This is a genomic window from Acinetobacter bereziniae (genome assembly GCF_016576965.1).
In the GTDB taxonomy this organism is placed as follows: Bacteria; Pseudomonadota; Gammaproteobacteria; order Pseudomonadales; family Moraxellaceae; genus Acinetobacter; species Acinetobacter bereziniae.
This window is the reverse complement of sequence record NZ_CP066119.1, coordinates 1,723,512-1,749,211: the sequence shown is the minus strand read 5'-3', so window position 1 is coordinate 1,749,211 and position 25,700 is coordinate 1,723,512. Positions and strand designations below refer to the sequence as shown.

24 protein-coding genes are annotated in these 25,700 nt (G+C 36.7%); 11 read left to right on the top strand and 13 right to left on the bottom strand.

All coding sequences use genetic code 11. The features are described from left to right. The first annotated feature begins 247 nt into the window (after positions 1-247). The 3 genes from I9192_RS08155 (at position 248) to I9192_RS08145 (ending at position 2,237) form a co-directional block, all read left to right on the top strand. Complete coding sequence (locus tag I9192_RS08155; protein ID WP_005029934.1) at positions 248-949, top strand: YidX family protein; 702 nt, start codon at positions 248-250, stop codon at positions 947-949. Positions 950-1,234: 285 nt separating this feature from the next. After that, entirely contained in the window at positions 1,235-1,807 is a 573-nt protein-coding gene (locus tag I9192_RS08150; protein ID WP_005029935.1) for an SRPBCC domain-containing protein, read from the top strand. A 1-nt stretch (position 1,808) separates the two neighbouring features. Beyond that, the gene (locus tag I9192_RS08145) at positions 1,809-2,237 is read left to right on the top strand and encodes a MerR family transcriptional regulator (RefSeq protein ID WP_004831433.1); all 429 of its coding nucleotides are present in this window, start codon (positions 1,809-1,811) and stop codon (positions 2,235-2,237) included. 1,092 nt (positions 2,238-3,329) lie between these two features. On the opposite strand, the gene I9192_RS08140 is transcribed toward I9192_RS08145, so the two are convergent. Continuing rightward, entirely contained in the window at positions 3,330-3,899 is a 570-nt protein-coding gene (locus tag I9192_RS08140; protein ID WP_005029937.1) for a TetR/AcrR family transcriptional regulator, read from the bottom strand. A gap of 259 nt (positions 3,900-4,158) precedes the next feature. Here I9192_RS08140 and I9192_RS08135 point away from each other — a divergent pair, with 259 nt between their 5' ends. Continuing rightward, positions 4,159-5,007 carry a hypothetical protein gene (locus tag I9192_RS08135; RefSeq protein WP_005029939.1) on the top strand — a complete coding sequence of 283 codons (849 nt, stop codon included), beginning with the start codon at positions 4,159-4,161 and terminating at the stop codon, positions 5,005-5,007. 345 nt (positions 5,008-5,352) lie between these two features. Here I9192_RS08135 and I9192_RS08130 read toward each other — a convergent pair whose 3' ends face one another. Then, entirely contained in the window at positions 5,353-5,994 is a 642-nt protein-coding gene (locus I9192_RS08130) for a cation transporter (protein ID WP_005029941.1), read from the bottom strand. A gap of 173 nt (positions 5,995-6,167) precedes the next feature. Here I9192_RS08130 and I9192_RS08125 point away from each other — a divergent pair, with 173 nt between their 5' ends. Further along, the gene (locus I9192_RS08125; RefSeq protein ID WP_004831437.1) at positions 6,168-6,572 is read left to right on the top strand and encodes a Cd(II)/Pb(II)-responsive transcriptional regulator; all 405 of its coding nucleotides are present in this window, start codon (positions 6,168-6,170) and stop codon (positions 6,570-6,572) included. A 50-nt stretch (positions 6,573-6,622) separates the two neighbouring features. On the opposite strand, the gene arsB is transcribed toward I9192_RS08125, so the two are convergent. Together arsB and I9192_RS08115 are read right to left on the bottom strand one after the other, a co-directional pair. After that, positions 6,623-7,651, bottom strand: a complete 1,029-nt coding sequence (gene arsB / locus I9192_RS08120) for an ACR3 family arsenite efflux transporter (RefSeq protein ID WP_316249727.1) — start codon at positions 7,649-7,651, stop codon at positions 6,623-6,625. A 33-nt stretch (positions 7,652-7,684) separates the two neighbouring features. Continuing rightward, positions 7,685-8,008 (bottom strand): ArsR/SmtB family transcription factor, encoded by a 324-nt coding sequence (locus I9192_RS08115; RefSeq protein WP_004831439.1) that lies wholly within the window; start codon positions 8,006-8,008, stop codon positions 7,685-7,687. A gap of 102 nt (positions 8,009-8,110) precedes the next feature. On the opposite strand from I9192_RS08115, the gene arsC reads away from it, so the two are divergent. From arsC to I9192_RS08100, 3 genes are all read left to right on the top strand, one after another. Beyond that, positions 8,111-8,539 (top strand): arsenate reductase (glutaredoxin), encoded by a 429-nt coding sequence (gene arsC, locus I9192_RS08110; protein WP_005029946.1) that lies wholly within the window; start codon positions 8,111-8,113, stop codon positions 8,537-8,539. Between the two features lie 164 nt (positions 8,540-8,703). Next, on the top strand, positions 8,704-10,104 hold the full coding sequence (gene trhP / locus I9192_RS08105; protein WP_200150321.1) for a prephenate-dependent tRNA uridine(34) hydroxylase TrhP: 1,401 nt from the start codon (positions 8,704-8,706) through the stop codon (positions 10,102-10,104). A gap of 9 nt (positions 10,105-10,113) precedes the next feature. Continuing rightward, positions 10,114-10,365, top strand: a complete 252-nt coding sequence (locus tag I9192_RS08100) for a YfhL family 4Fe-4S dicluster ferredoxin (protein ID WP_004831442.1) — start codon at positions 10,114-10,116, stop codon at positions 10,363-10,365. Between the two features lie 185 nt (positions 10,366-10,550). On the opposite strand, the gene I9192_RS08095 is transcribed toward I9192_RS08100, so the two are convergent. After that, a complete protein-coding gene (locus I9192_RS08095) occupies positions 10,551-11,435 on the bottom strand; it encodes a LysR substrate-binding domain-containing protein (protein WP_005029950.1) in 885 nt (294 codons plus the stop codon). 114 nt (positions 11,436-11,549) lie between these two features. Here I9192_RS08095 and I9192_RS08090 point away from each other — a divergent pair, with 114 nt between their 5' ends. Further along, on the top strand, positions 11,550-12,218 hold the full coding sequence (locus I9192_RS08090) for an FMN-dependent NADH-azoreductase (RefSeq protein ID WP_005029952.1): 669 nt from the start codon (positions 11,550-11,552) through the stop codon (positions 12,216-12,218). A gap of 143 nt (positions 12,219-12,361) precedes the next feature. Here the strand turns inward: I9192_RS08090 and ahpF are convergent, their stop codons facing one another. After that, the gene (ahpF, locus tag I9192_RS08085) at positions 12,362-13,927 is read right to left on the bottom strand and encodes an alkyl hydroperoxide reductase subunit F (RefSeq protein WP_005029953.1); all 1,566 of its coding nucleotides are present in this window, start codon (positions 13,925-13,927) and stop codon (positions 12,362-12,364) included. A 407-nt stretch (positions 13,928-14,334) separates the two neighbouring features. On the opposite strand from ahpF, the gene I9192_RS08080 reads away from it, so the two are divergent. After that, positions 14,335-14,955, top strand: coding sequence for a DsbA family oxidoreductase (locus tag I9192_RS08080; protein ID WP_004831448.1), 621 nt, complete (start codon positions 14,335-14,337; stop codon positions 14,953-14,955). A gap of 91 nt (positions 14,956-15,046) precedes the next feature. Here the strand turns inward: I9192_RS08080 and I9192_RS08075 are convergent, their stop codons facing one another. The 7 genes from I9192_RS08075 to cxpE form a co-directional block, all read right to left on the bottom strand. Continuing rightward, positions 15,047-15,964, bottom strand: coding sequence for a hypothetical protein (locus I9192_RS08075; protein WP_200150320.1), 918 nt, complete (start codon positions 15,962-15,964; stop codon positions 15,047-15,049). A gap of 48 nt (positions 15,965-16,012) precedes the next feature. Beyond that, on the bottom strand, positions 16,013-17,122 hold the full coding sequence (locus tag I9192_RS08070; protein ID WP_100886276.1) for a toxic anion resistance protein: 1,110 nt from the start codon (positions 17,120-17,122) through the stop codon (positions 16,013-16,015). 54 nt (positions 17,123-17,176) lie between these two features. Then, complete coding sequence (locus tag I9192_RS08065) at positions 17,177-17,959, bottom strand: hypothetical protein (RefSeq protein WP_046760178.1); 783 nt, start codon at positions 17,957-17,959, stop codon at positions 17,177-17,179. A gap of 169 nt (positions 17,960-18,128) precedes the next feature. After that, positions 18,129-20,567 carry a CSLREA domain-containing protein gene (locus I9192_RS08060; protein WP_200150319.1) on the bottom strand — a complete coding sequence of 813 codons (2,439 nt, stop codon included), beginning with the start codon at positions 20,565-20,567 and terminating at the stop codon, positions 18,129-18,131. A 10-nt stretch (positions 20,568-20,577) separates the two neighbouring features. Continuing rightward, positions 20,578-22,386, bottom strand: coding sequence for a rhombotarget A (rbtA, locus tag I9192_RS08055; protein ID WP_200150318.1), 1,809 nt, complete (start codon positions 22,384-22,386; stop codon positions 20,578-20,580). 176 nt (positions 22,387-22,562) lie between these two features. Next, positions 22,563-23,270, bottom strand: coding sequence for a DnaA regulatory inactivator Hda (hda, locus tag I9192_RS08050; RefSeq protein ID WP_004831456.1), 708 nt, complete (start codon positions 23,268-23,270; stop codon positions 22,563-22,565). 15 nt (positions 23,271-23,285) lie between these two features. Further along, complete coding sequence (gene cxpE / locus I9192_RS08045) at positions 23,286-24,488, bottom strand: chloramphenicol efflux transporter CxpE (RefSeq protein ID WP_004831457.1); 1,203 nt, start codon at positions 24,486-24,488, stop codon at positions 23,286-23,288. A gap of 135 nt (positions 24,489-24,623) precedes the next feature. Between cxpE and purM the strand changes: the two genes are divergently transcribed. Further along, positions 24,624-25,694, top strand: a complete 1,071-nt coding sequence (purM, locus tag I9192_RS08040; protein ID WP_200150317.1) for a phosphoribosylformylglycinamidine cyclo-ligase — start codon at positions 24,624-24,626, stop codon at positions 25,692-25,694. The last annotated feature ends 6 nt before the right edge of the window (positions 25,695-25,700 follow it).

Sequence of the window (25,700 nt, the reverse complement as noted above, 5' to 3'; positions counted from 1 at the left end):
ACAATCAAAATTATCTGATTTATTCGATTATTCTAAAGAAACAATAATAAATCGTACAATTATGCAAAAATCATCTGAAATTCTTTAAAGCAATCATGCGTCAAGATACTTTTTGCCAATCTATTTGTCTCAAATACAGTAAAATCATTAAAAAAATAATTTTTAGCTTATTTTTTGGTAGCTTAAAATCTTAACACTGATTTTCTTAAATGCTATAAACAGAAGCATCGTTAGAAAAGAGTAAAGCATGAATAAATTCAATAATAAGTTTACATTGTCAATTTGCCTATTTTCTGCATTTGTAATGACAGGTTGTGCGACCTCTACCCTTCTAAAAAAAGATAATGGAGTTCGGACGCACAGTGTCAAACATGTTTTAACTTCGGACAATGTAGTCGCCTTTGGTAAACCCGCTTCTGGTCTTTCAGATCTCCCTGCTGACAGTATCGTCATTGCTGGGCAAAAAAATAATTATGTATTAACTCAAGGTGGTACACGATTTGCCAAAGTCATTACAGGGCTTGACCCAAAACTGATCCAAATTGATAGAGAACTTACCTTTTATTCAGCAAAGAATGATGGTGAGTTTGCAGGAACGCTTCCGTTGCGCTATATCAAACTTTCTGAAGATGTGACCAAGCAAGACCGTGAGTTTTTCATTGAAAATGGTGCGGAAGAATGTACAACCTCAAGTGACCAACGATTAAAAGCACAACGTTTCTGCTTTAATATTGCCTTGTCAGGTCGTATTTATCCACCTGCTTCAAACATTGCATCCCTAAAAGCATTAAGCAAACCCTATCAAGTCAGTATTTATACAACTGAACAGGTAACAGATTACTCAAAAGCAGGAAGTAAAACAGCAGATAAATTGGTGCTTTTCCCATTCGCAGTCGCTTTTGATGTCGTCACTTTACCGTTCCAAGCGATACATAAAATTTTTGATTGAACTTTATCATAAACCATAACTTTGATCGTGTTCTTGTAAGTGATAGGTCTGATAAAAAACTAAATTTTCGTTCTCAGTGAAAATTTAGTTTTTTGTGGCTGGCAAAATTCTATAAAAACCACACTAAAATTTGAGCTTTACACATAGCAATCCAGATGCACTCCCCCCCAATTTAATATATTTTTCAAAACGTGGCTGGCTCAAATAAACCAATTTAACACTTGAGCTTCGAGTCAACTCCAATCTTAGAATCAAATTTAACTCAATCAACAAAGAGGTTGTTTTATGCAGATTCTATATAGCAAAGGGTACATGCGATTAAGCATAAGTTTTATTTTATTGGCGCTGTTAATCACGACTTCCATCATGCCCACTAAACATGTTCGTATAGAAACCAAAATCGTGATCAATAAGCCCATTGAACAGGTGTGGGCACAATTTAAATGTGTTGATGCTTATTCAAAATGGAATACTTTATTCAATATAGAAAAATTCCCAACACAAGTTGGACAACAGATCAAGGTTGATTTATACGATGAGAATGGAAAAGTAAAAATTCAAATGCAACCCGTTGTGCTCAGCTTAGAAAACTATCATCTTGAATGGGAAGGAAAATTGTATGTCAATGGATTGTTTAATGGTCGTCATCAATTCATTTTTCAGTCATTGGATGAGAATACAACTGAACTTATTCAAGCTGAAGATTTCAAAGGGCTGCTTATTCCATTTTTAAATCGAGCGGTCATTCAACCAACATTACTCAATTTCAGAAAAATGAATGTATCATTTAAGACTTATGTTGAAACTTATAACTTAGATTCAAATCCATGTTCAGACACTGTTAACGAGAAAAAATAAAATGAATATTAGTCAATTTTCAAAAAAGCATGGCGTATCTCCGGATACGCTACGCTTTTACGAGGAATTAAAAATACTTGTCCCAGATCGATTGAAAAATGGTTATAGAAACTATCAAGCGCATCATGAACAGCAGATCAAATCTATTATTGCGCTAAAAAGTATTGGTTTTAGCTTAATAGAAATCAAACATATCCTTGAGTTAAGTCAACAGCCAGCATCTGAAAACTGCAATATACTTTCCAACCAACTCATTGATGAAAAACAAGCTTTGATTCACCAACAAATACAATTGCTCGAATATGGAAAAAACACCTTGGATCATCTCAAACAATATATCAAGGAGAATAGCTTTATTGAAAATCAGCACAATATTGAAGAAATGATCGAAAACTTATATCAGTTGAGTAAACAGGCGAAAGCGCAATAATGTCATCATGTAAACACTTAACTTTTGCTAAAAACAAAGCATCAGTTAAAAGATTGACTATATTTACAGTCAAACCGCCTGATTATTCATACACGTGATTCGATTTCAATCATACATATCCGATACGCTTTATACTTTTATACAAATTATTAGAAGCTTTTAGAGATTCATTTATTTTTACTTTTGAATAGTCGATGATCTTTCTATCATGAGATGAAATGGATGTTGTCATGTTAAGCGGGTGTATATGAGCAAAAACCAAGCACCGCTTTGGTTGCAGCGCAAGACTACCGTTAAACAAAAATTGCTTGAGCAAAGTAAAGCATCGCATCGTATCGCCTACGTAAAACGATTTAAACTTTAGAAGCAAACGGTGGCAATGAAAGTTTTTATAGGATTAAACAATAAATTCATCGCATTGATTCTATTGATTAAGAGAAATATATTTTACCCTATGAATTTCTTAACAGATTGAATATATGACTATCCATCTAGATTGAATGATGAAATCTACATAACAACCGCAACTCATCTCAGTTTTATTGAAAATGTGGATTCATGCTATTTGCAACAATTAATTACAACGCTTTGGATACTTTGCTTTGGCAAAAAATTAAATACGTTTCTATCCATTAAAGATAAATATTTGTTTCAATATGGATTAAAGTCAGTAAATAATTTTTGAAGAAGCATAAAATCAGAGACAAAACTGATTGAAATCGGATATATTTTCACCAAACCTGAGCCATTTGGTAAAAGTTTAAACAAATTCACAAAGTACCTGTTGTAAAAAACAACAGATTCTTTATAATTCACTCAAACAGACAAGTCTGTCTATTTAGCTGAAATAAAACCGAATGACATGTGCATTCAGAGGGTAAAAGAAATAAATATAAGAAGACGCTTAAGCATCTCATCATCTTAACGTTGATTGTGAATGCAATAAGCGTTAAGTACATAAGAAACTTATCAGCAAAGCGCGATAGCATAAAGTTATCGCGCTTTTTTATTTTAATATTCGACAGTGAAGCTTGAACATAAATTTATGCATAAGCTTCAATTCGACATAAACTGTCCTGCGAATATTCAATATTAAGAAGCGACTGCCAATTCCATTTGGATCAAAGTTTCTACTCTTTTCCAATAATCATCTAAACTCACTTGCTTGGGATCAATCTGAGCTTGAATCGTCATTCCATCAAGGATACTCGACAAAAAACCTGCCATTTGAACATCTTGTTTTATGCCTAAATGACGTAGAGCATGACTCAAATGCCCTTTTAACCATTCCTTATAATCAATTGCTGGTTGCAATGATGAAGGATATATTTTTGAAATTTCTTCAACCGCTTTTTGGAACATACAACCATTAAAATCTGCTGAATGAAACCAAGCGTTGTACCACACAAAAATAGCTCTAATATGAGATAAATAATCGTCAGGATCACACTCGGCTATTGCAGCACCTAGGGATTGTTGCAAATTATGATTTCTAGTCACTAAACACTCTTCAATCAATTTCGCTTTAGATGGGAAATACTTATAAAACGTCATTTTTGCAACGCCAGACTCACTAATAATCCGGTCTATACCAATAGAATTATAGCTATAAGAATTAAAGAGTTTCAGCGCTGTATTAATGATGTCCTCTTTTTTTGACATTTATTTTTACCCAACGTATAAAAATTTAAGATTAAAATTAAGGCATTAGCTTATAAGAGCAGCACATATATAGGCGTTACTTCACGATATGATAGGAATTATATCTTAAATTTGCAACAACATAGATTTTTTGCACAAAACAATCTTGAACAAAGGACAAGTGTCTGAAATATAAAATATTAAAATTGAGTTAATACTAGCAAATTAATTTATTTTTGACTATGATAAAAACGGTAAAATTAAAATTTCAATGCAGCATATGAACATATTCTCTTTTACGCAATCAGAACATACTCGTCTTGAGTTGCTGCAGTTCATCCAAAATTCTTTAAAACCTGAAATATGGCAACAAAATACTCAAGCTGTAAATCATCTCAAGCGACTGACACAACAACATCCTCTATTTAAACATCCAATATTAGAGCAACTTCATCAATGCCAATTTAGTTTGGATCAATTAAAATTTATCCATATCAATTATTTTACTGCTATCGTTAAAAATTTTACTGATGCTTTGAGCATGGTAATCTACCAAGCGTACAAGTTGGAACAAAACTCAAATATCTTAGAAGAAAATAGAATCGCATCAAAAATTTATGCACGTTACTTGCTGTCGCTCAACTTAATTGATGAATTGGGTTTCAATACCCATCAACTTGAACAAAGTTCAGCTGCTAAATCTCATCTGGTGTATTTCTTAAAATTAATGCAGCAGTTAGACCTAGAACCATTAGATCAAAGTAAAACTCAAATCGAAGCATATGCACTCGCCGAGTATATACAAAAACATTTGTCCTCTTATGCTGACCTTCTGCTGATTTTGGCGTGCACAGAACTACAGGTGATCAAATTTAGTGAAGCATTGCGAAACAATATGGCGATTTATAATAGCATCTATATCGAGGGCTACTATGCATGTCATGGTCTGGCTGACCAGGAGGCTTCAACACTCGCCAATGATGACAATCATCAAGATGATATTTGGACATTGCTTGCACAATGCTACTCATCAGAAAATCAACAACATCTACAGCAAATTCAGTCTGAATATTTAGCTCTGTGGAATAATTTTTGGAGCAAAATGAAAATTTGTACTGCAACAATTTAATGTTTTTCATCAGCCAAATTTTATCTAACATGTTTAATTGGCATCATTTGCTGGCACTGCGATCATATTTTGCGGTATGGCGCCATGAATACCAACGATATTAAGGATGAGCAGGATATTTCTTTAAAACGACAGCAGTAAAATCAAAGTGAGGCTTTATTAGCAAAACTTGCACTATTACGATTGAGTGAAAATTTCTCAGTCGATATTCCTTCAGAATCCCACCTCAACCAAAACAAAAATCATCAATATTTTTCACTTCGATCCACGTTTCTCAATCAAGATGCGCTTTTCATACATATCCGAGTCGAAGTTCTTATATCCCCCATCCCCCTATACTTTAATTTAACGCGACTCTAAAGCTGGTTGTGAGGCAGTATTTTGTTTACGTTCTTGATTCGCTTTTTTAATCACCTGATATCCACCTGTTAACCCTAAAGTTGCCATAATCACTGCGACAATCAAATCAGGGAACATACTTCCCGTACCAAATACACCGATTGCAGCAAAAATTACCGCGACATTCCCAATCGCATCATTGCGGCTACACAACCAAACAGATTGCATGTTTGAGTCCCCATCTCTAAATGCATAAAGCACAACTGCTGAAATCACATTGGCAATAAGTGCAAGGACACCAATAACGCCCATTGTGATTGCTTCGGGCGGAATCCCCTGTATATATGCATAAATAGTTTTTGCAATTACCACAAATCCAAAAATTGCCATGATTGCGCCTTTAAATAATGCAACCGTTGCCCGCCAATACAAACTTGCCCCTAAAACAGCCAAAGAAACTGCATAATTGACAGCATCACCAAAGAAGTCGAGTGAATCAGCCCATAGTGCTGAAGAGTGTGCATAAGCACCACCAATCAGCTCGACAAAAAACATGGCAAGATTGATAAATAAAGCAATCCACAAAGCCGTTCTAAACTTACTATTCGGTTTTTGTGGTGCAGGTTCATGACTACATGTACATGCCATGACAGATCTCCTGAGTGAAATATCAGTTGTTGATTTGTCTTTGCACAAGCAACCTCATGATCTTTTTTTTAATGTAATTGCAAGAGCGGTATAGACAATAATCAAATTAAGCTATACTGCTATTTAAAACTATGGAGTAAGTCCAAGGTCAAGCAAAAAATAGAGGAATAATCATGCAGCAGTATTTAATCAGTGATCTTGCAAAAAAAACTCAGCTTTCAACTGATACTGTACGTTTTTATGAAAAAAAACAGCTCATTCAGTCCAGCTATCGCGCAGAAAACAATTATAAATACTATGATGAAGATTGCTTAAAACGACTGATTTTTATCAAACGCTGTCGTTCATTGGACATGACCTTACATGAAATTACCCAACTTTTAGAACAAATTCAGCATCCTGAACAGGATTGTAAAGTGATCGATCAGTTGATCGAAGAACATATTCAACATGTCGAAACGCGTATTCATGAATTGCAAAATTTTAAATCTCAATTACAACAATTACGTCAGTCCTGCTCATTAAATACCACCATTGATCACTGTCAAATCATCAAAAAACTAGAAGCCTCAGAATAATTGATTTACTCCGATTATTCGCTCAGTCCCATGTTTCATTGAGTTCTGGTTTATTGAATTTTTTGAAATACTGTTTTATGTAATTTCAACGATACCCCGACCAATAAAATCAGAACTGGAACTTCTACCAATGGACCAATGATCGTTGTAAAGGCAACAGGCGATGCCAAACCAAAGGTGGCAATCGCAACCGCTAGCGCTAATTCAAAATTATTGCCTGCAGCCGTAAATGAAATAGCCGTTGTTTTGGCATAATCATTTCCTATCCATTTACTCATAAAAAAGCTTAGGAAAAACATCAGTACAAAATACAGAACCAATGGAATCGCAATCCGCAATACATCTAAAGGAAGACTAATCACATCAGCGCCTTTTAAGCTGAACATTGCCACAATGGTAAACAATAATGCCAGTAAACTGATTGGGCTGATTTTAGGGATGAAAATATTTGTATACCAATCCAACCCCTTCATTTTGACCAGTATCGCACGGCTCAAAAAACCCAAAAGAAATGGAATGCCCAAATAGACTAAAACAGCATGAGTAATGGTCCAAAAACCGACGTCAATGAATTTAGCTTCTACACCAAAATACGGAGGTAAAATACCTAGAAACAACCAAGCATAGCTACTAAAAAAAAGAATTTGAAAAATGCTATTGAAAGCAACCAAAGCCGCAACGTACTGATTATCACCGCCAGCCAAATTATTCCATACCAACACCATGGCAATACAGCGCGCCAGTCCAATCAGGATCAAACCCGTCATATATTCAGGATACTGATGTAAAAAAATAATGGCTAAAACAAACATCAAACACGGTGCAATCAACCAATTTTGCAATAAAGATAAAAGCAGTGTTCGCTTGTCCTTAAATACCTGTGGTAGCGTTTTATAATCCACTTTGGCAAGTGGTGGGTACATCATTAAAATGAGACCCATCGCAATCGGAATATTGACTGAATCTAAACTTAAATGATTTAAATTTGTCGATACCTGCGGGAAAAATATGCCAATAGCAATTCCGAATGCCATAGCCATAAAAATCCATAATGTCAGATGTCGATCAAGAAAAGACATTTTCGAAGTCTGCTGGGTAAAACGCATCATGATTTACTCACAACAATGACTAATATTCATCAGACCTGAATGTTTTTCTATCAGGTTGTGATTTGCCAAGGTGATAATATTTAATATTTCATTCGCCCAATCAGGAAGTTCAGGATTCAATCGGTAATACACCCATTGCCCTTTTCGTTGATCCAATACAATTGATAGATTTCTCAACAAAGCCAAGTGTCTTGAAATCTTAGGTTGACTTAAATTCAAGACCTCTGTGATTTCACATACACAAACACTGTCTTTTGCCACCAACATTTTTAAAATATCTAGACGTGTCGGGTCAGATAAGCATTTAAAGAAATCTGTTTGATGCATAACGATTGCTCAATTTATTCATTCACCATATTCAGTATTGCGAATATACGCATATCCATATATAAATACAAGATCACAAATCACTATGGCGCCTTAAAATCTATGTCATCTCAAATTAAAATTTATCACAATCCTGACTGTGGGACTTCCCGCAATACTCTTGCACTGATTCGAAATGCGGGAATAGAGCCAGAAATCATTGAGTATTTAAATCATCCACCCAGCAAACAACAGTTGATTCAGCTCATCCAACAATCGGGTTTATCTATCAAAGATGTACTACGTAAAAATGTTGAAGTTTACACAGTTTTAAATTTAGAACGGCAACAATACAATGATGATCAGCTCATCGAGCTCATGCTGCAACACCCTATTCTGATTAATCGTCCTTTCGTCGTCACTGAATTAGGTGTTCGTTTATGCCGTCCTTCTGAAATGGTTTTAGATATATTATCTGCTCCACAATTACATCCATTTTCTAAAGAAGATGGTGAAATTATTATCAATCAAGCATTAAAAAGAGTGAAATAATTCTTATCGACGTGCATAAAAGAAATATAAATTAAACATAAATCATTGAATTAATTTATTTTTAACTGTAAATCAACCTAATAATCCTGAGTGTTTTACTAGGTTGAATCTTATTTTTAAACCCTTACAATAAAACCATATTTTTAGTATGCCTTTAGATTTTTATGCGCATCTCTCACATTACAGAACTTCTCTCTCCAGCAGGTTCACTGAAAAATATGCGTTATGCATTTGCCTACGGTGCAGATGCTGTATATGCAGGTCAACCTCGCTATAGTTTAAGAGTTCGTAATAATGAATTTGATCATGCCAATTTAAAAATTGGAATTTCCGAAGCACATGCGTTGGGTAAAAAATTTTATGTTGTGGTCAATATCCAACCGCATAATGCTAAATTAAAAAACTTCATTCGCGACCTTACACCTGTCATTGAAATGCAACCTGACGCGCTCATCATGTCGGATCCAGGCTTGATTATGATGGTTCGAGAGAACTTTCCACAGATGCCGATTCATCTATCTGTACAAGCAAATGTAGTCAATTGGGCAACAGTGAAGTTTTGGAAAAATATGGGACTCACTCGTGTGATTTTGTCACGTGAGTTATCTATCGAAGAAATTGAGGAAATTAAGCAGAATGTACCCGATATGGAAATTGAAGTTTTCGTACATGGTGCACTCTGTATGGCTTATTCCGGTCGTTGCTTACTTTCAGGCTATATGAATAAACGTGATGCAAATCAAGGCGCTTGCACCAATGCATGTCGCTGGGAGTACAATATTCACGAAGCAGCAGAAGATGCATCTGGGGATGTCATTCCAGTCCAATCACTGGAGACAGCATCAGTATGTTGCAACAATAAAGATGCCGACGAGCAACACGCCATACAACAACATCAATTTGGCGAGCCGGTTTTATTACAACGTCATGAAGAAGATATGTTTGCTGCTGAAGAAGATCAGCATGGCACCTACTTCATGAATTCTAAAGACTTACGTGCCGTTCAACATGTAGATCGCTTAACCAAGATGGGCATCCATTCTTTAAAAATTGAAGGACGCACCAAATCTTACTTTTATTGCGCAAGAACGGCGCAAATCTATCGTAAAGCGATTGATGATGCACAACTGGGTAAACCGTTTGACTGGGCGTTGATGACACAACTCGAAGGTTTAGCAAATCGTGGTTATACCGAAGGTTTTTTACGCCGACATGTGCATGCTGAATATCAAAATTATGAAACGGGCTCATCTCGTTTTAACCATCAACAATTTGTGGGCGAAGTGCTAGAAAGAAATGAGGATTACATCAAAATTGATGTAAAAAATCGCTTTGTAGTCGGAGACTCGCTGGAGCTGATGACAACATCGGGCAATATCACCTTTACCCTTAATCAGATATTGGACAAAAAGAGACAGCCTATTGTGGATGCAAAAGGATCTGGGCATATTGTCGAAATCCCAATCCCTGCGGATGTTGATATGCAATATGCTTTATTAATTAGAAACTTACCTAATTCAACTGCTGATATTTCAGCATCATCATTGGCTTACCAAGCAGTATAGGATATCAAAATGGCTTTAATGATTACTGATAAATGCATCAATTGTGATATGTGTGTTGCAGAGTGTCCCAATCAAGCAATTTTTGAAGGTCAGGATATTTATGAAATCGATAGCGAACGTTGTACAGAATGCGTTGGATTTTATGATCGCCAAACTTGTGTAGATGTTTGTCCTATTGAATGCATCGTTCAAAATCCTGAGCACATTGAAAGCCAAGCGCAATTGTTAAATCGTTTTCATTATCTAAGTTTCTTTGGATAGAAAGTTTTTTTAACAAGTGCTGATCTTGGAACGTATTTTGCTTTATTAATATATCAGCAAATAACAAAAACAATAAACAACATGGAATTGGGCAGTGGCAGCGCAGCTCATTAACAGGGTAAAACAATAAAATTAAGGAGAAGCCAAAGTGTATTTGGGGAACACTTTGGCTTTTTCTTATTGAATTAGTCCAAATAATCTTGTGAAAATTTCTCTCTGCACCATCTTTTGACCTCTTCAACAACAAAATCTGCGTTAGGCAATGTCAATAAATAATAGTTCCATGCTGTTTCAATATGTTCAGAAACAATTTTCATACGTCCGTGCTTTAAGTCATTGGCAATTGCGGTACGACTTAATAATGCCACACCCTGCCCTGACAATACCGCCTGAATTGCATGGCTTTCCTGCGTATAAAACACTTGTGGTTGTCCTGCATGTATATGCAAACCTTGTTTTTCAAACCATTTTTGCCAATTAACACGATTGGGGCAATATTCATCTCCCCAAGTGAAGTGAATCAATGGTACGCTTGACCAATCCATTGATTCTATATCTAAAGAAGCATACCCAACAGCAACATATTCATCCGTTGCAAGAAATTCAGCATTAACATGTTGATAGCCTCCAGAACCATAACGAATCGCTAAATCATATAAACCAGAAGCCATATTGACCAAATCATAACTTGCATGCACCCGAAACATAATATTGGGGAAACGCTGTTGCAATTCGGGCAAATGCGGAATGATCCACTCACTTGCAAAAGATGGTGTCGTTGTGATGGTGAAAAGTCGTTGTTTATGCTGTTCAAGTTGATGTAAAGCAAATTGAATCTGTTCAAATCCAGACCGCACATGCTTCAACAAATAAGCCCCTTCAGGTGTCAGCGTAATTGATCTTGTACGTCGTTCAAACAATTGTAAATTCAATTGCTGTTCTAGCTTTTTGATGCGATGGCTTAAAGCCGTTGGCGTTAAAAAGAGCTGATCTGCTGCTTTCTTAAAGCTCAGTTCTTCTGCGACATATTGAAAAGCCAACAATTGTTCGAGTGTATTGTGTAAAGCCATGAAATCACATGCATGGATGAATTAAATTCATTTATAACATGTATTTTTATCGTTTGTCGTTTTTTTCAAATTAAATAAAAATCATAATGAATACATCAACAACAGCGTATTAATATGACGAATATACTTAAAATAGACACCAGTTTAAGAAGTGGTATTTCTGGAACACACCCACATGGTTCTTTAAGCAGACGTTTGACGGAATTATTTATTCAACAATGGCGTGAAAATGATTCATCTATTGATGTTAAGTATCGTGATTTAGGACAAAATCCCATACCTTATATTGATGAAGAATGGATCATTTCAGAATTCGGCTATGCAGAATCCGAAGAAAAAGCACAACAACGCTTAAAACTCAGTGATGAACTGATTGAAGAAATACAATGGGCGGATGTAATTGTACTGGGCGTACCCATGTATAACTTTGGACCTCCTGCTCATCTAAAAGCCTATATTGATCATCTTGTGCGTATGAATAAAACCTATTCTTTTGATATCACCCAAGCACAGCCATATTCAGGTCTGATTGATGATCAAAAAAATCTAGTACTTCTTTCTGCTCGTGGTGGACATGATTTTGATTCAGCTGATGCGCCTTTTGCCAACCATGTAGAGCCTGCTATAAAAACTGCATTTAATTTTATCGGGATCAAAAAAATTCATGAAATCGCCATTGAACATCAGGAAACTGGTGGCACGTTGCTAGAAAACTCTATCCTTGCTGCTGAAGAAAAAACCCGAACACTCGTTAGAAATCTACAGACAAAAACAACCCCATAAATTCATTCAACATTTATGACAAAAAAAGGAATTGAGCTGTTAGCAACTCAATTCCTATCAAGGGTAAAGCCATCAGTTTAACAGTGCTAAAGTCAGTATCATGGAGGCTATGCTGACTTTACACTTCAACAGTGTTCAAGTCATTATTGACCTGAACGAATAATATAATCAAATGCAGATAAAGAAGCTTTTGCACCTTCACCAGCGGCAATGATGATTTGTTTATAAGGTACGGTTGTACAGTCACCTGCAGCAAAGACACCTTTCACATTGGTTTCATTGCGATCATTCACCACAATTTCATTTCGATTAGAAAGTTCTACAGCAGTTTCTTTTAGGAAATCTGTATTTGGTAATAAGCCAATTTGTACAAAGATTCCTGCAAGTTCAAGGGTATGAAGTTCATCAGTGGCACGATCTTTATATTTCAAGCCTGTCACGACAGAACCATCACCAATCACCTCCGTAGAAAGTGCATTCATGATCACTGTAGTATTTGGCAAGCTATTGAGCTTATCTTGAAGTACTTGGTCAGCACGTAGTTTAGTATCAAACTCGATCAAGGTAACATGCTCAACAATACCAGCAAGGTCAATCGCTGCTTCCACACCAGAGTTACCACCACCAATCACAGCAACTTTTTTGCCTTTAAATAACGGGCCATCACAATGTGGGCAGTATGCAACACCGCGTGTTTTATACTCTTTCTCGCCAGGTACATTCATTTCTCTCCAACGTGCACCTGTTGACAAGATGACTGTTTTTGATTCAAGTTTTGCACCATTTTCCAGTTCAACTTCAACCAAACCATTGGTTGTTTGATCCGCACCTACAATGTTTTTTACTTTTTGTAAGTTCATAATGTCCACACCGTACTCACGTACATGTGCTTCCATATCAGAACCAAACTTTGGACCTTGAGTTTTCTGTACAGAGATAAAGTTCTCAATATCCATGGTATCCATCACTTGACCGCCAAAACGCTCAGAGACAATACCTGTACGAATCCCTTTACGTGCAGCATATACCGCAGATGTTGCACCAGCAGGTCCACCACCAATCACCAATACATCAAACGCGTCTTTAGCATTCAGCTTTTCAGCATCTTTAGCCGCAGCACCGCTGTCTAATTTCGCAACGATTTCTTCCAAAGTCATACGACCTTGACCAATATGTTCGCCATTTTGGAAAACCATCGGGACAGCTAAAATTTTGCGTTCTTCAACTTCATCTTGGAAGAATGCACCATCAATCATGGTTGCAGTCGTACCAGGGTTATTAATCGCGATTAAGTTCAATGCTTGAACAACATCTGGACAGTTATGGCAACTTAAAGAAACAAACACTTCAAAGTTTGCTGTAAGGTTCAAGCCTTTCACTTGCGCCAAAACTTCATCAGAAACTTTTGGTGCATAACCAGAAACTTGTAACAAAGCCAAGATCAGTGAAGTGAACTCATGTCCCATTGGCAAACCAGCGAAGAATACACGTGGTTGCTCACCTACTTTTGCGATACCAAAGCTAGGTTTACGCTCATTTTGACCATCAAAACGTGCTGTGACTTGATCTGAAAGTGCCGCAATTTCTGTTACCAACTCTTTAATTTTATCTGATTTCTCAGAACCATTTAAAGAAGCAACAATTTCAATTGGGCTTTCAAGACGCTCTAACAAAGTTTTTAATTGAGCAGAAGTATTTGTATCTAACATGCTAACAATCTCCAAGGGAGTAAATTTCTTTCGTTGAATGTATATTACGTCTATTTAAAAAATAGATAAAACAGTTTGTTTTCATTAAATCAATCGGTTTTTTAGTTTAACCTTTCTCTGTTTAATATGCATCATTGCTTCCCCCCCTTATCATACTTAAATTTTTAAATTCCTTTTCTATATCGGGGCATTGTCGATAAAATCAATCGAAATCATTGCAACCTTGAAACTTAAAATTAAATTAATTTTCAATAAAAATAATATTTCTTCGACCATCTTTCTACAAAAAAACGTGCGCGACGATTGCACAAAGTTTTAAGCTAAATTGATGTTGTCGTTTCTCCTATTAAGTACAACAACGTGTACTTAATCACAATTTCTAAATACATCAGTGATGAGGTAAAACAATGAAAATAGAGTTCGTATTCGATATCGTCTATCCAATGAGCTATGTTGCGTTTGAAAAACTTAAACAGCATTGGAATCAGCCTACGGCGAAAAAAATCGAATTATTACCTGTGCAAGTTTTACCAGAAATTCCTGAACAAGGCCTCGATATTTACCAATATTTGACTGAAAAATACGGAACTAAAGAGGCAAATCGTAAACTCGATATGGCAAAATTTGCAGCATATAGTCAAGACTTAACCGTTGATATTGAACATATGAAACGTATGCCCAATAGTCGCTTGGCGCATCAGGCAATTTTAGCTTTGGATAATGTCTTTGATCAGTTTGCTTTAACCCAAGCTTTATTTCACGCTATTTTTGCGCATGGTAAAGACATTGCTAATCCTGAAGTGCTGAAACAAGTCATTGAAGGTATGGGGCTGGATGGCAATAAGGTACTACGTTCAATTCAGCATAAAGAAGTTGCGGATAAACAGGCTGAAATTACCCATTATGTACAGAGCTTTGGTAAGCACCCAACCCCTTACTATTTAGTTGATGGTGAAATTTGGGATAAAACTTTCGATACACTTGAACTCAAGGAACTCATTACCCAACGAGCAAAAGATGTAGCTTAGTTAATTCCAATCACACCATAAAAAGCACTTTTTCATCAAAGTGAAAAGTGCTTTTTATTCGCTTGAAATCCGGGCTATCACAGTTACAACATTAACTCATCCGATGACCGATCCGCTGTAAACGTTTGCTCATCCGATAAGCAATCAAATAGAAGAATAACCCTAACACTAAGCCAATTGCACTAATTCCCCATAACATCTTTTCGACAATATTAGACCAAAAATTTGCACGATTCACTTGCGTTTCTACACCTTTGGCAAGTGGTGAAACCGCTTGATCAAATACTTGATGTTGAATCGTCCATAACTGTTCTGGCTTAAATCCATATTCTAAGAATTGAGGATCGCCTTGCTCTGCTTTGATGAGCTTTTCTGCATAGACTGTTGCAACCACTTGATCTACAGGTTTGTGCATTAATGCGGTCTGTGCCAATAAATAATTTTGTACAGGCTCTGGCAATTCAGATTTATTGAGATATTGGTAAATATTACTGTGTTGAATATTTTGATCATAACGAACAAAAGCTTTAAGTTCTTTATCACCCTCATCTTTTAGATCATATTGTACATAAGTCAAACCCGACCATATCACAATAAAAGCGATAAGCCATGCAACAAATTTGAGTATAAATGATTGAAAACGAATCAAGAAAAATCGTAACTTTTTAAGTAATTTAATGACAAAAAATGCCCCAATAAAAGAAACGATCAATTTTAAAATTAACCAACCCAACCATGAAAAAGCGTTCATCAAATAATCAGGTTGATAAATTGCGTCTCTTAATTGCTGATCAACCATATAAGGCAGATGCAATTGATGCACATGTTGAGCCACCCCAAACATGTTAAAGACCCATTCCTGCTGAAAAAATAAAGAAATCAAACTTGCTACACCAACAGCGGACAGTACCACTGCTGCTGCCGTAAGATTCCACTTACGGCGTTGCAACATTTTTAATCCATGTTCTATTTGCTGAATATCTACAGCATGTTGATTTTTTTCAGTCAAGTATTACACCTTTATTCAAGACATCAATGAGCACATTTAAGATTGATTTCAAGATTGCTGCGCAGTATTGTCCAAGACCAACTGCTGTAAGTTCGACTGCAAAGCTTTGATTCGGGTTGAAGCCTCTTCACGTTTTTGCATGCCCTCTTTTTGGATCTGAATCACATCATTCACTGTTTTAATGAGGGTATTTTGAACATGTTCAAGTGTTTCAATATCAATCACTGAACGTTGATTGGCTTTGGCTGTATCTACTGAATTTTGATGGAGCAAATCGGCATTGCGTTTTAACAGCTCATTGGTCGCATCATCAATCGTATTGGCAAGTTGTACGCTGTTGCGTTGTTCATTTAAAGAAATCGCTAAACTAATTTGGTTTTTCCATGCTGGTAATGTGATGTTTTTAATGGCGTAGAATTTGTCAACCAACATCATATTATTTGACTGAATGATTCGAATCATAGGCAAAGTTTGCATCGCAGATTGTTGCAAAACTTGCAAATCACTGACTCTTTTTTCTAAATTATTGGCTAAATGATTGAGGTCATAAACACGTTGATTGGTTTTTTGATCTTGTTCTTGTGCAGATAAATAGGCAATCTCTTGTTGTACTTCCTCTTGCTTAATCCGCCCAGCTGCAATATAAATCCCCAATTGACGATATTCTTCCTGTACACCGTTAAACATACGGTCCAAGGTATCTACACGTGCTTTTAAACCCGTTTGCGAAGTTTCAATTTCTTTAACCAGTGAATCAATTTGTTCTTTGGTGGTATTAAAATGTTGGTCAAAACTTTGTTTTGCGCCTTTAAACTTATTTAAAAGACTGCCAATAAATCCTGAACTTTTTGATTGGTTCAAAATACTCGATGTGTTGAGTTGTTGTGCAACTTGTACCACTTCATTCAACTTTTGCCCAGTCACATCGAGGTCTTTATTTTTAACCAGATTCAATAATTCATCAGTATAAGAGGAGGTCTTGCTTGCAATATTTTTTCCATACTCAGCAACTGCTGCATGGTTAATATTTGCCAAGTCTTTATGGGCATTAACAACCTCATTAAAATCCTCTGTATTTAAACCAATCTCTTTGAGATTCAATTGTTCAAATTTTTGGATTTCTAGTGGAGAATTTGATTCTGTTGTTTTTGCTGTCATAGAATCTGCTTGTGTTGTTAATGGTTGCTGATTCGATTCGCTCATAGATCTACCCTATTTATTTTCTAATGATTTCTTTAAAGATTGAATTAATTTATCACGACTTTTATCAAGTTCTTCAGTCGTCACCAAAGAATTTTGTGCACTACTCTGTTTCACATGATACTGCCATGCAGGAATTAAGACGTGTTGCGCTTCATTAAAACGATCCAATAATGTTAAGGAAAGTTGTTGCGTTAACTGCATCTGTGCCAATGCAATATCATTACTGGCTTGTAAAGTCTGCAAAGTGTTGATCTTTTTTGACAAACGCTCGGAAAAATTATCCAAAGGATGACGTTGTTGCACAAACACAGGATATTCATCTAAAAATTCCTGTGCTGCACGAATATATTTTGCCATTTGCTCTCTTAGACCATTGGCTTGTTGAAAACGAGATTCTGACTTTTGAATTTCAACTTGCAATCGTTGGCTTAATTGTTTGGCTTCATCAATTGAGCTCTCTAAATCTCTTAAATACTTTACTTGACCAACACTAAACTCTAAATCTAAGCCCAACCATTTTTGTATGGCGTTGAATTTTCTTTGGTTCAACTTTTTCTTTGATGCTGATAACTGCTCAATAATTTGCGCAATAATTTGACTTAACTTTTGTGTCAAATTCGGATCAATACTTTTTAACAGTACCGACTGTGCTTGGATTAATTGATCCGCATACAAATTGAGTCGGGTTTGATTATCCAACAATGGAACGAGGTCATTACGTTTAATTGAAAGCAATTCATCAGCATTACAAGAAATCTGTTCAAGTGGAGTCAGTACAGTAAATTGTTTCATATCAGTTCAAAATGAATAATTTTTCAATGATTTAAGGGCAATCATCAGACTCACCCTGTCTAATTAAAACTTATAATACAAATTCAGCTTAAAGCCTAACTAAATAGCAAAAAATATACAGATATAAAAAAAACCAGCTTCGAAAAGCTGGTTTTATAAACCTCAATTGTTATTTCGCTTGTTTATGCATCTGATAGCGACGATACCCGACCAATCCAAACAAACCAAATAAACTCACCCATCCAAACGCCCCACCACCACTGACACGTGGACTGCCTGGTGCTGTTCCTGAGTTTTGCAATTTCACTGTCGCTGAATTTGAAATTTTCCCATCAGCATCATACACATAGTAAGTAAAATTATAACTGAATGGATCAAGTGTACTTCTGAGTTGGATATGGACCTTACCGTTATAACAGGTATATTTACCGTCATCGCCAGGACATGGTCCACTACGGTCTGATGTAATCACTACAGGGTCAATGGTATTTGCAATTCGAATAGGCAGCTCAATCCCTTCTGGATTGACATAGAATTTTGGTTTATTCGGTTTTGCTGTTAAGGCTGCAACATTTCCATCACCGTCATCATTGGCATATTGCAGTAAATCAACATCCAATGGTTTGGTTGAACCATATTCAATATTCAATGTTGCGTCTTTAGCGATTGGTGCAATATTGGTAAAGCTTCCAATGATATATGCAGAAGATTTTATGCTTGGATCTGCAATTAATTGCAACTGATAACTACAGAATTCATTATCACCTGATGGTGTAACATTATCATTGATACGCCATAACATGATTCTCTTCAGATTTGGATTCCATTCACATTTAAAGTTTGGATCTTCTTTGCCTACAAATACCTTTTTATCATTCAATGTGCCCACACCAAGCGCTTTTACAGTTACTGTATAGTTATCCGTATTTAAATGTTTTACTACACGTGTATCTTGACCACTTGCATTTTTCGTTACAATCTCAGCAGGAAGATTCGCGGCAAAAGGATCAACAAATATTGTCCGATATTTCTGATCAGATTTGGTGTATTTGATTAAATTACTATAGGTTTCAACTTGTATTTTATAGAAAGGTATATAATCTTTATTGGTCGCTGGATCTTCCAATAACTTATTATAATTATCCAGTACAGTTTGATACGAGTTCAACATTTGTACGACAGAACTATTGGTTGCGCTAAGATTATTCGCTGTTAAGCGTAAAACCTCAGTTGAGCCGATATCACAAGAGTTGGCAACATCATTTATGCCATTCGAATTTTCTGCAATGACACGAGTTACACCACGCTGATCTTTACCACTACAGCCTGTATAACCGATATCCACCAAATCTTTGTCTGTCCCCAAGTTTTTAGGAAAATACATCGGCATAAAACCAGTAGATTCAGTAGGTGGCTCAAGTTCATTTAAAAGTGTTGAGAAGTTAATATTGCTGACGTCAAAGGTATTGTCTTTGCCATCTTTCCTAACTTCTTCTGCAACTTCGCATTGATCATTTCCCGTGGACATTGTCAAAGCGTTATAGGTCAGTACAACACGTGATTTTTCGACCTTGCTGACATCACCATCTGCATAACGACAAGACTTGCCAGTATTGTAGGCCAAAATATTATTACTTAATGCTTTTACACCATTAAAACCATATAACAATGTCGACCATGCGGTATTTTTAACAATGGTATTGCTCACTAAACTTAACGCGGAATTATTACTCAAATTCACCTTTCCTTGAGGTGTCTTCTGCGTAAATTGAATAATACTGCCTTGATTTGAATTTGCAATATTATCAGTAATGGTATTGGCGGTAAATGTAACCGAAGGTTGTCCACAAAAGCTAAACATACTTAAGCTATTTTCAGATCCATTTCTCAAAAAGCTTGCATAGTTAATTCCAATGGTACGTGTCGTAAATTCTAAATTATCTGAGCAGGTCATCCCAAGTACACTGCCTTGATCCGCACTATTCCCATCAAAAACGCCATAATTTATATTGAGTGAACTGGTCACATCATTTAAATAAATCGCACCACCTACTTTTGCTTTGGAATTCAGGATATTGACATTATTTAAAGTCAGTGCTCCACCTGCATAAATTGCCCCACCAACACTGTAATTACTGTCACCTAAACTTGAACCATCCTTTAAAATTAAATCATTGAGCACTAAGCCTGGCTTATTTTCATAGATGGTATTAAAAATACGTGAATTGCCTTGACCAGAAATGATGGTTCTAATCGGAATTGCTGCAGGAAATTGATTGGTGAGTACATCATGGCGACTGTAGTCTCCTGGTTCTTTCCCAACGATAGAGACATCAGAATTTGGTCTTAACTCTTTGTTTAACTTATACTCACCTGCTTCTAACTGAATCACGTTCGGCACTGTTGAATATATTTGCCCAGCACTACAGCCACCATAAGCTTTGTGTATGGCAGCAGCGTGTAATGCTTCTCTCAAAGAACACTTGTCAGGATTTGTCCCATCTTCATCATCAAAAGTCGTGACATAAATCGTTTTATCTTCTGCCGCCATTAATGACATGGTCGACAATATAACAAGTGTCAGAAATCCTTTTTTATAGTTTTTCATCGTCAATCCCTTACTTATTTTTTAAACGTCTATAACCAGCTAATCCAATAAGACCTACGATAGAGAAAAACCCTAAACTCCCGCCAGATGTTTTGACTTTATAATCTTTAAAATCATCAGGTTTTCTTTGTACAACTCGTGCAGGTATCGTGATATAAGGGTTATCTGATTTATTAAAACTTGTTGTGGATGTCACTACACTAATTTTAAATTCATCTGAACCTTGCCAATTCCCATTCGGGGTATAAACCAGATCACCCGCTTGATCAATCACTAAGCTACCCTTAGACGGTGTATTGGTTTGCACTGTTTTAAGACAACCGATTTGCCATGGTTTACCATTGTCATCCACATCTCGATTGAAGATCTGTTTACATTTTTCAGGGCTCACCAACTCCCCATCTTGCAACTGATCAGCAATGGAAAATTTAGCTTTTTCACCATAGAGAATGTCTTGTCCAACGAGAGAGATATTACTCGTGTCGATCACCAATTCAACTGAACCACGATCACACAATTCAGCATTTATGTCTCTATTCTTGCCACGCTGGTCAGTTGCTGAGCATGACAATATTTTATCTTGTGCTGCAGGTCCATGATTAATAATCAACGAGTCTTCTTCTGAATTATAGCTCGGTAAAATTCTTGGTAAAAAATATCCTAAGGCAATCGTAGGAGACTCTGCAAAAGGACATAAAATACCATTGCTACTATAGTCACATTTACCTTCAGTTGTTGCGCCTGCAATCAGTTGAGCATTCCCCATTGCAGTCGATTTAAACCCAGCACAGCCTGATGAGTAGAGGTTATTACTGATTTGCTCAGCTTCTCCACCAGCCACCACAGTACAATCTTGTGCACCATTTTGCGCAATAATACTATTGGCAACATAACCCTTCTTCTGCGGTGCATTCACAATCAAACCCATACTATTTAAAATCATGGTGATGTTATTAACTTGCATCGCATCATAGATTTTAACTACATAACCTTTATTGTTAAAAATCGTACTGTTTACAATTCCAAATGGAGTAAAAGAACCTATTGCTTTTAATGCATCTTCAGAGAATTGATTTTGTGTTTCAAAATTTGAACTATTACTGTTGCTTGTTTCATTATCTCGAATCAATGATTGAGAAATAATAAATGATGGCAGTTCGGTATAAATGACACCTCCCTCTGCTGCCTTATTGCCTTTAATTAAAGTTTTTGACAATACCACAGAACTGAGCGCGGTATTTGCGCTATATATACCCGCATTATAAATTGCGCCACCTTGTCGGGCAGAACCATCTAAAAGCTGACCGTTACTGATACCCAACGATTCTTTGTTATAAATCAAACCACCTTGATCCGCACAATTCGACTGCCCGCATCCTTTTAAAGTGATCTCATCAAAAGCAACACTAAGCATTGCAGGAGGAGTGGTTGCGTTTGGATCAATTGCTTTTTCAATTCGAAATAAACGGTCTTTACCTACCATTTTAATGATGGCATTTCTTCGTCCAACAATAGACTCAGTATCATTAACATTGGTTTGATAATCGGAGCCAAATGCCACATCTTTTAAAATATGTATTTGGCTATTCAGTGAATATTCTTTATTTGCCTGCAACATGATTTTTGCTGTTGCATCTTTACCACCACATCCGTTATAGCCAGCTTCAGGCATGCCCTGATTGACGTATTCAACTGCTTCCCTTAATGAACACTGATCGTCTGCTTTTACAATATCATCTGTTGTAGTGACAGTAATATTTGCACTGAATGCATGACCAGTAATACATAATAATCCTAAGCCTATGCCCCGTTTGAGCATTATAGTCTCCTTGATTTCTTTTAATTATTTCTTATTAGCCAGCATAATGCTTTGCTATCAGTCCTTTTTGCGTACTTTGTCACAGCTAATAAAAATTCTCAAGAATTTTTATTTATACGCTGTCGATCACATATCAGATTAAAGATAGATCAAAAATCACTATAAAATACAAATAATTATTGTCTATACTCATCAATCAATGCATAGAGTTGCCTTAGTGTCGCATGAGATAATTTAGTTTTCTCACCCTTCAATAATTTTTCTAGTTGATCAACAGATTGCAGTAGTGTACTCGTTTGATGTGGTCCATGTAATAGCAAATATTCCGTTATTTGCGGGTCAAAATGTACACCCCGACGTTCCAGAACAGAATGTAATAATGCATGACGATCTGCATAAGACTGCCCACTCGGTACTTTTACACTTACTGCTTGGGTTAAACGTGATTGTAAATCAGGAAGTTCGAGCTTTAATTCAATCGGCGCAAATCTCGATGAGAATACCAACTGCCCGCCATCTTCATTATTATTATTGATTAAATGGAAAACTGCTTTTTGCCAATGTGGCACACCACTGATCGCCTCAATATCATCTAAGGCAACCAGATCATAACTTTCAAGGGAAGTAATTGCTTCTATGGGAGCGTCCAACAACTCCAGTAAAGATACTTTTATTGCAGACTTACCAATTTCTAAATAAGAATCACAAATTGCAGAGAGTAAATGGCTTTTTCCAGTTCCAGCACCACCATAGATATAGAAACGATTCATCAAGCCCGCATGAAGCTGACGCACAGCATCAATTACAGGTCCCCAACCCGGTCCAGAAAAATCACTAATTCTGGCATCCAGTTGTGGTTCTATATCCAACTGTAATTGACGCATATATTCAAATCATTCCTAAAGTGGATTTTGATCAGTTTTAATCGATTCATCAGTATCTTGCGTGTTTTTTACTTCAATATCAAGATCAACTTGATCGCTTTCAACCGAAATTGTCTCAGAACTTCCAGTATTTTGTATGGTGACCAGTGTACTTTCTGACTTATAGAATTGACTGCGTTGATATAACTCTTTGAGATGTTTCAGTAAAACGACGATCACCGCAGCAACAGGAAGCGCAATCAACATCCCAACAAAGCCGCCTAATTGCGCACCAGCAAGTACCGCAAAAACCACAGCGACTGGTGATAAACCAATTTTATCCCCAAGAAGGAAAGGTTGCAGAATGTATCCTTCGATCAATTGCCCAACACCAAATACCGCTAAAACCATCAATAAATGTTTTACATCAAGACCAAATTGGAAGAAACAGGCAATAATGGCGGCAATAATACCTACACCAAAACCCAAATACGGAATAATGCTGCATAGACCTGCAATCATCCCAATAATCAATCCGACTTCCAATCCAACCAACTGTAAGCCAACGGCATATACGATGCCCAACAAGACCATGACTAAAAATTGACCTTTGACAAAAGCTCCCAAAACACTATGACATTCAGCAACGATGTTTAGAACGCTGTTTTCATATTGGCGCGGAATAAATCCCTTCATGCTTTCTAACATGCGGTTCCAATCGAGCAAGAAATAAAATGCAATAATTGGAATTAAAACAATCGTACCGCCAATCGAAATAAAACTTAATCCAGACTGCGCGATTTTTAACGCCATCGATTGAATACTGTCTGCACTATAGTTGGTTTGTACATAGTCCATGACCACTTTAGAAATCTGGTCTGTATCAAGCTCCATGTGCTCTACATTAAAATTATTGGATAACCACGGTAAAAAAGTCGCATTCACCCAATGAATTCCAGCAGGAATACTGTCGCGCGCATAGATTAATTGTTTCCAAACCAAAGGCACCACAAACCAAATTGCCCAAGTCAGCAATACACCTATTCCGATAAATACCACTGAAATAGACAGCCAGCGTGGTAAAAATTTAGTCAGCTTTTCAACTACTGGGCTAAACAGATAAGCGACCAGAAATGCAGCGACAAATGGAATCACGACTGGTTTCAGTAAGTACAAAATCCATAGAACAAAAGCGATTGCAGCAAGAATAAAAATTCGTTTTAAAGTCCGATCATGCATCGAATCACGCCTTTTTCAAATTTAATCATTATTGAGAGTAAAATATTTTAATAAAGATAACATTTTGGCGCATAAATAACATAAGAGTTTCGTATATTCAGGTATAATCCTCGCGCGAATGCGGAGACTTCAATTATGAGCAACTCAACTTCTACCCCAAACACTGGTTTAAGCTATAAAGACGCTGGTGTCGATATTGAAGCGGGCGACGCACTTGTCGATCGAATCAAATCAGTCGCTAAACGCACAACACGCCCTGAAGTAATGGGTGGTTTAGGCGGCTTCGGTGCACTTTGCAAAATTCCTAAAGGTTATGAAGAACCAGTTCTTGTATCAGGTACAGATGGTGTCGGTACAAAACTACGTTTAGCATTAAACTTAAACCGTCATGACACAATTGGTCAAGACTTGGTTGCAATGTGTGTAAACGACCTTTTAGTGTGTGGTGCAGAACCTTTATTCTTCCTTGATTATTATGCAACAGGTCATCTCAATGTCGATGTTGCTGCAAATGTAGTGACTGGTATTGGTCAAGGCTGTGAACTTGCAGGCTGTGCTTTAGTCGGCGGTGAAACTGCTGAAATGCCAGGAATGTATGAAGGCGAAGACTATGATCTTGCAGGTTTTTCTGTAGGTGTTGTTGAAGCAAGCAAAATTATTGATGGCTCTAAAGTTAAAGCGGGTGACGTTTTGATTGGTTTAGCATCTTCTGGTGCGCACTCAAATGGTTACTCTTTGCTTCGTAAAATTCTGGATGTGAAAAACGTTGATTTAACACAAATCATTGATGGTCGCTCACTTGCAGATGTTGCAATGGAACCAACGCGTATTTATGTTAAGCCAGTTCTTGAACTTTGCAAGCAAGTTGATGTACATGCCATGGCTCATATTACCGGTGGTGGCTTACCGGGTAACTTACCACGTGTACTTCCAAACGGTGCTCAGGCTGTAATCAATGAGTCTTCATGGGAATGGCCTGAACTGTTCAAACTTTTACAACGTGAAGGTGGTGTTGAACAATTTGAGATGTACCGCACTTTCAACTGTGGCGTGGGCATGGTGATTGCCGTTGATGCGAATGATGCAGATAAAACCATTGAAGTGTTGACCACTCAAGGCGAAAAAGCTTGGAAAATTGGTCATATTCAGGAAAATCCAGCTTCTGTTGAAGGCGCTGACGAAAAAATTCGTGTCATTTTTGCCTAAGTTTTC